We start from the raw sequence: 6,049 nt of genomic DNA, 5'->3' as shown, positions 1-6,049 counted from the left end.
CAGCTTGAATCTCGCCTGGAAGTCCTTGACGGCCGCCTGCGTCTTAGGGCCGAATATGCCGTCGACCGCGAGAGCCGTGAAGCCGTAGGCGAACCTCAAGTTGTGCTGGACCGCCGCTACGGCAGGCCCGCTATTTCCGATCTGGACCTCGACGATCAGGTGCGTCCAGGTCTGCGGCCCCACCTTTCCGTCCACGGCCAGCTTGAACTCCTTCTGGAAGGCCTTGACGGCCGCCTCGGTCTTGGGGCCGAACTTCCCGTCGACTACGAGGCCCGCGCCAATCCGGTCGTTGAGCAGGTACTGGATAGCGACAACGCGCTCTCCAGTGGCTCCCTGCACGACGACTGGCCAGGTCAGTGTCGCCGCTGTCGCTGCCACAGGCACGGACGGCGTCGCGGTGGCCGCCGCCGCGACGCCCGCCGTCACGAACGCGGTCGTAGCGGTGATTATCACGGCCACTAGCCCCAAAACGGCCTTTCGCCAAATGTTGCGCATGTTTCTCCCCCCGGATCGACTGGCACTTCGATGCTAGCGCCGGGGTGCGCATTATTGATGGGCCTTGGGACTATGTCCTTGAATAGCGCTGTTCCGCAGTTACTCAATAACCGCCAATCGGGCAGAATAGGACCAGCGCTGGCGATTACGGCTACCAGGGCAGGTGCTGGTTTATCCAGCGCAGCGCGGGGCCAATCACCGGCCGCTCGTGCCAGCCCCGGGCCATGACCTCGCGGCGGGCCGATTCGCCAGCAGCGCGCAGCCGCCGGCGCAGCGCCGTCGCCTGCAGGTCTCTTGCCCTGCGGCGCAGGGAATGGACGCAGTTGACGCAGATCCCAACCTCGGGGTGGCTCCCCAGGCGGACCACGGTGTCCTCGGCTGCGGCCCGGCCACAGCACCAGCAGCTGCCCTCGCCTGTTTCCCGTGACGCGGCGCGGGTGTCAGCGGTCATGAGGCCTCCTACGGCCAGGCTGTCCTGGCCGGCCCGCCGCGGGCCGGCCAGGACAGCACCAAGACGCCCTGATCAGGCCAGGTCGAACCGGTCGAGGTTCATCACCTTGACCCACGCGGCGGCGAAGTCGTGCACGAACTTCTCCTTCGCGTCGTCGCTCCCGTAGACCTCCGCGAGCGCGCGCAGCTCGGAGTTCGCCCCGAAGATCAGGTCGACACGGCTGCCGGTCCACTTGACCTCGCCCGTTCCGGCGTCACGACCTTCGAACGTGCTGGCGTCCTCCGCCGTCGGCTGCCATGTCGTGCCCATGTCGAGCAGGTTGACGAAGAAGTCGTTGGTCAGCGACCCGGGGGTCGCGGTGAAGACGCCGAGCTTGGACCCGTCGTAGTTCGCGCCAAGGACACGCAGGCCTCCCACGAGGACCGTCATCTCTGGTGCGCTCAGCGTGAGCAGGTTCGCCCTGTCGATCAGCAGGTACTCGGCCGGCAGCCGGGTGCCCTTCCCGACGTAGTTGCGGAACCCGTCCGCCCTGGGCTCGAGGTTGGCGAACGACTCCACGTCGGTGTGCTCGGCAGACGCGTCGGTGCGGCCGGGCGCGAACGGGACCTCGATGTCGAAGCCGGCGTTCCTGGCTGCCTGCTCGACGCCGACGCCGCCTGCGAGCACGATCAGGTCGGCCAGCGAGAGCTTCTTGCCGCCGGTCTGGGCGGCGTTGAAGGACTGCTGGATCCCCTCAAGGGTCCGCAGCACGGTCGCCAGCTCGTCGGGATTGTTGACCTCCCACCCGTTCTGCGGCTCGAGGCGGACGCGCGCGCCGTTGGCGCCGCCGCGCTTGTCGCTGCCGCGGAACGACGCGGCCGACGCCCACGCGGTGGAGACGAGCTGCGGGACCGACAGGCCCGAGGCGCGGATCTGGCCCTTGAGCGCGGCGATGTCCGCGGCGTCGGCAAGCGCGTGGTCCACGGCCGGCACGGGGTCCTGCCAGATCAGCGTCTCGGACGGGACCTCAGGCCCGAGGTAGCGCACGACCGGGCCCATGTCGCGGTGGGTCAGCTTGAACCAGGCGCGGGCGAAGGCGTCCGCGAACGCGTCCTGGTCCGTCATGAAACGCCGCGATATCGGCTCGTAGATCGGGTCGAACCGGAGCGAGAGGTCGGTCGTCAGCATCATCGGGGTGCGGCGCTTGGCCGGGTCGTGGGGGTCGGGGACGGTGCCCGCCCCCGCGCCGTCCTTCGGCTGGTACTGGTACGCGCCCGCGGGGCTTCGGGTGAGCTCCCACTCATAGCCGAAGAGGATCCGAAAGAAGCTGTTGTCCCACGTGGTCGGGGTGTCGGTCCAGATGACTTCGAGACCGCTGGTGATCGCGTCCCCGCCCACGCCGCTGCCGTAGCTGCTCTTCCAGCCCAGGCCCTGCTGCTCGAGCGGGGCAGCCTCGGGGTCGGGGCCAACCGCATCGGCGGGACCCGCGCCGTGGGTCTTGCCGAACGTGTGGCCGCCGGCGATCAGGGCGACTGTCTCCTCGTCGTTCATCGCCATCCGGCGGAACGTCTCGCGGACGTCGCGGGCCGCGGCGAGCGGGTCCGGGTTGCCGTTGGGGCCCTCGGGGTTGACGTAGATGAGGCCCATCTGGACCGCGGCCAGCGGTTCCTGAAGCTCGCGGTCGCCGGAGTAACGCTCGTCTGCGAGCCAGACGGTCTCTGGACCCCAGTAGACGTCATCGTCTGGTTCCCAGACGTCCTCGCGGCCGCCGCCGAAACCGAAAGTCTTGAAACCCATCGACTCCAGGGCGACGTTCCCGGTGAGGATCATCAGGTCGCCCCAGGAGATCTTCTTGCCGTACTTCTTCTTGACCGGCCACAGCAGCCGGCGGGCCTTGTCGAGGCTGACGTTGTCCGGCCAGCTGTTGAGCGGCGCGAACCGCTGCTGCCCGGCGCCCGCGCCGCCACGGCCATCGTTGATCCGGTACGTGCCCGCCAGGTGCCAGGCCATCCGGATCATCAGCGGGCCGTAGTTGCCGAAGTCGGCCGGCCACCACTTCTTGGAGTCGGTCAGCACCGCCGCGATGTCGCGCTTGACCGCGGCGAGGTCGAGGCTCTTGAATTCCGCGGCGTAATCGAAGCCCTCCCCCATGGGGTTGGCCACGGCGGGGTTCTTGGCGAGGATCTTCAGGTTGAGCCTGTTCGGCCACCAGTCACTGTTGGCATCACCCTGGGTCGGGTGCGTCAGACCGTGCAGGACCGGACATCCCCCGCTCTCCGGGGTCGGGCCTTCGATGTCTACTGGATCATGGTTCTCAGTCATGAGAATCCCTCCGGACTAGGCGGATCACGATGCCCCGGCACTTGGGGCGATGGAACAGTCGGGGCACAGGCCCCAGTAGACGACCTCGGCCTCGTCGATCGAGAAACCGCGGCCGTCGGAAGCGGTCAGGCAAGGCGCCTCGCCGACCGCGCAGTCGACATCGGCGACGACCCCGCACGACCGGCACACGACGTGGTGGTGGTTGTCGCCGACGCGTCCCTCGAACCGGGGCGGACCGCCGGCCGGCTCGATGCGGCGCACGAGTCCCACCGCGGTCAGCGCGTGCAGGGCCTCGTACACGGCCTGAAGCGAGACATGACCCACGCGAGCGCGGACTCCGGAAGCGATCGCCTCGACGCCGAGGTGGTCACCATTGCGGATGGTCTCGAGCAACGCGACACGGGCGGCCGTCACCCGCAGGCCAGCACCACGCAGCGCCTCGGCGGTGGACGGACTCTGGGGTGGGGTCACGGGCCAAACCTATCGCCAAAACACGAACAGTACAAAAAAACGAATGAGCCAACTTTGGGCTGCCAGGCGCTGCGGCCCGAGAGTACGCCTTCGCCTCCGCATCGGCCATTGGCACCTTCTCCGCCGGCCGCGCTGCGCCAGGCTATAGCTTTCCTGAGGTGACTTCCCTGCCCGCGCTCGTTGTCGTCACCGGTCCTCCTGGCTCGGGCAAGACCACCCTCGCGCACAGGATCGCGCATGCGGTGGGATGTCCGGCGATCTGCCGGGACGAGATCAAGGAGGGGATGGTGCACGCCCAGCCGGGGTTCGTCCCTGGACCGGGCGATGAACTGACGACGCGGACGCTGCCGGCCTTCTCCGGCGTCGTTGAGCTGCTGCTGCCGCAGCGTCTCGCGCACGCCGACCCCGGCCCGCGGGACGCGGCGGACCATGTCCAGCGGCACCGCGCTTTCGACCGGGTCTCGGCGGATGCCCTGACGGAATGGCGCAGCCGCAGCACCTGCTGGCTGACCCGCTTCGGGTCGACGCTCATCCGGGCAAGCACCTCCGCAGCAACCGCTCCTGGCTCGCGGATCAGCGCTAGCGGGATGTACTCGGTACTGACCCTGGTTATCCCCGAGTCGCAGCGCTTCCCGCAGTGAGAGTTCCAGCACGTTCCCGGCTTGTCGCGTGTACTTCGCGAATGGATCGATCGGATCTGCCTCGCTCCAGCCGGGCGCCTGGCCGAGCACCTCCCGTACTGCCTCCGGGGTGACTCCCAGCGACCCGAGCGCCCTGCCGGCAACGCCGTCCCGCTCGCGGGATGGAGCCAGCAGGATGTGCTCGGTGCCGACGTGGTCGTGGCTGAGCAGCCTGGCTTCGTCCTGCGCAAGCGCCGAAATCTGCCGCGCCCTGGTCCGTGAACCGCTTACGCATGTGTGTCCTCCGCCCGTCCGGCCTGGGCCCGGCTGCCGCCCGGTACATATCATGGTCCGCGGGGACCGGCAAGACCACGCCGCCAGCCAGGCGCGCCGCGGCGCCAGCTCCTGCGAGCACCGCCTTCGATCGGTCGGCGTGAATGCGGTCAACCCAGAACTCGACGTCTTGTCGGCCCCTGTGCGGCGGCGATAATGACGTCGAACTTGGCAATCTTGCTCGTTATGGTATTTGTCGCGCAATGACCTTCCGTTTCACACTTGGCGCCGGCGCGGCTCTCCGCCTGCTGAAGCCGAGGCCACCCATTCCCGCACGGGTCTTCTTACCGATACAAGCGGAAGCAGGGGCGCACCAAGCGCGACGCGTTTGTTGGGGCAACTGTTGGGACAGGTACGGGAGGGGACTAGATCGATCGAAGGAGACGGTCATGAAGAGCAAGGCAGCCATACAGGTAGCGCCTCGAGGACCGCTGGTGATCGAGGAAATCGACATACCGGACCCTGGTCCTAACCAGGTCACAGTTCGCAACTTCGCGAGCGGTGTCTGCTATTCACAGGTGCACCAGTTGCTCAATCCCAGGTTGCCTAGGCCAATGGGGCTCGGCCATGAGGGCAGTGGCGTCGTTACACAGGTGGGGAAGGAAGTCACCCACGTAAAGGAAGGCGATCACGTCATCTCTACATGGGTTTCCCGAATTCCCATTAGAGGCTTGCCTGTTTCGACGCCCACCGGTGCCACCTTCCACGGACGGCCCGTGATCGCTGACGGCGATTTGTATACCTGGAGCGAGCATATGGTGACGTTCGCGGATAAGGTCATCCCTATGTCGCCGTCGGACCCAGCCGATATCAGCTGCCTAATTGGCTGCGCCGTGTTGACAGGGGCCGGCGCGGTCCTGCACACGGCAAAGGTCGGGCTTGGCCAGTCGGTAGCCGTATTCGGCGTCGGAGGCGTCGGTTTGTCGGCGATTGGCGCAGCTGCTATTGCTGGCGCTGACCCCATTATCGCCGTAGACTTGGTCGACCGTAAGTTGCAGTTCGCCAGGGAGTTCGGCGCGACCCATGGTATCAATGCCTCTAATACCGACGCTGTAAATGAGATTTTGTCGATCAACCCAGGCGGAGTTGACTATGCCTTCGACGCGGTCGGCGCCCCGACGACCGCTCTCCAGATTCTGGAGGCAGTCAGGCAGGGAGGGCCAAGGGCAGACAACCAAGGTGGCATGGCGGTGCTCCTCGGGATTCCTGTGGCCGATGTATCGGTCGACTTGAACGCAATTCTTCTGTATCAACGCCACTATTGTGGGAGCCTCGGTGCAACGGAACCGGAAACCGATTTTCCGCTCTTCTTGGAGTGGATGCGTGAAGGCAAGTTCCCGCTAGAGAAGCTGGTGACCAACCGTTATTCCCTGGAACA

6 protein-coding genes and 2 pseudogenes are annotated in these 6,049 nt (G+C 66.6%); 2 read left to right on the top strand and 6 right to left on the bottom strand.

All coding sequences use genetic code 11. The features are described 5' to 3' along the window. The 4 genes from Q1N79_RS00190 to Q1N79_RS00175 all read right to left on the bottom strand — a co-directional run. Positions 1-495: peptidoglycan-binding protein (locus tag Q1N79_RS00190; RefSeq protein WP_300602567.1), on the bottom strand; the 495-nt coding region annotated here is incomplete at its 3' end. A gap of 151 nt (positions 496-646) precedes the next feature. Next, positions 647-946 carry a hypothetical protein gene (locus tag Q1N79_RS00185; protein ID WP_300602564.1) on the bottom strand — a complete coding sequence of 100 codons (300 nt, stop codon included), beginning with the start codon at positions 944-946 and terminating at the stop codon, positions 647-649. Between the two features lie 72 nt (positions 947-1,018). Further along, the gene (gene katG / locus Q1N79_RS00180; RefSeq protein WP_300602562.1) at positions 1,019-3,247 is read right to left on the bottom strand and encodes a catalase/peroxidase HPI; all 2,229 of its coding nucleotides are present in this window, start codon (positions 3,245-3,247) and stop codon (positions 1,019-1,021) included. 24 nt (positions 3,248-3,271) lie between these two features. Next, positions 3,272-3,718, bottom strand: a complete 447-nt coding sequence (locus tag Q1N79_RS00175) for a Fur family transcriptional regulator (protein ID WP_300602559.1) — start codon at positions 3,716-3,718, stop codon at positions 3,272-3,274. A gap of 158 nt (positions 3,719-3,876) precedes the next feature. On the opposite strand from Q1N79_RS00175, the gene Q1N79_RS00170 reads away from it, so the two are divergent. Next, on the top strand, positions 3,877-4,359 hold the full coding sequence (locus Q1N79_RS00170) for an AAA family ATPase (protein WP_300602558.1): 483 nt from the start codon (positions 3,877-3,879) through the stop codon (positions 4,357-4,359). On the opposite strand, the pseudogene Q1N79_RS30520 reads toward Q1N79_RS00170, so the two are convergent. Both Q1N79_RS30520 and Q1N79_RS30515 read right to left on the bottom strand, forming a co-directional pair. After that, positions 4,260-4,502: pseudogene (locus tag Q1N79_RS30520) on the bottom strand (hypothetical protein); the annotation flags it as partial. The gene Q1N79_RS00170 and the pseudogene Q1N79_RS30520 sit on opposite strands and share 100 nt — an antisense overlap. Next, positions 4,453-4,686: pseudogene (locus tag Q1N79_RS30515) on the bottom strand (Clp protease N-terminal domain-containing protein); the annotation flags it as partial. The pseudogenes Q1N79_RS30520 and Q1N79_RS30515, both read right to left, overlap by 50 nt. Positions 4,687-5,060: 374 nt before the next feature. On the opposite strand from Q1N79_RS30515, the gene Q1N79_RS00165 reads away from it, so the two are divergent. Beyond that, positions 5,061-6,049 (top strand): zinc-binding dehydrogenase (locus tag Q1N79_RS00165; protein WP_300602555.1); only part of this gene is annotated, 989 nt, incomplete at its 3' end.

It is taken from the genome of Trebonia sp. (assembly GCF_030042015.1).
Classification (GTDB): domain Bacteria; phylum Actinomycetota; class Actinomycetes; order Streptosporangiales; family Streptosporangiaceae; genus Trebonia.
This window is presented reverse-complemented; position numbering and strand designations above follow the sequence as displayed.

What these genes read in the sequence shown, in the direction of transcription:
- Q1N79_RS00185 (WP_300602564.1), bottom strand. Translation starts at nt 946, where the DNA reads ATGACCGCTGACACCCGCGCCGCGTCACGGGAAACAGGCGAGGGCAGC.
- katG (WP_300602562.1), bottom strand. Translation starts at nt 3,247, where the DNA reads ATGACTGAGAACCATGATCCAGTAGACATCGAAGGCCCGACCCCGGAG.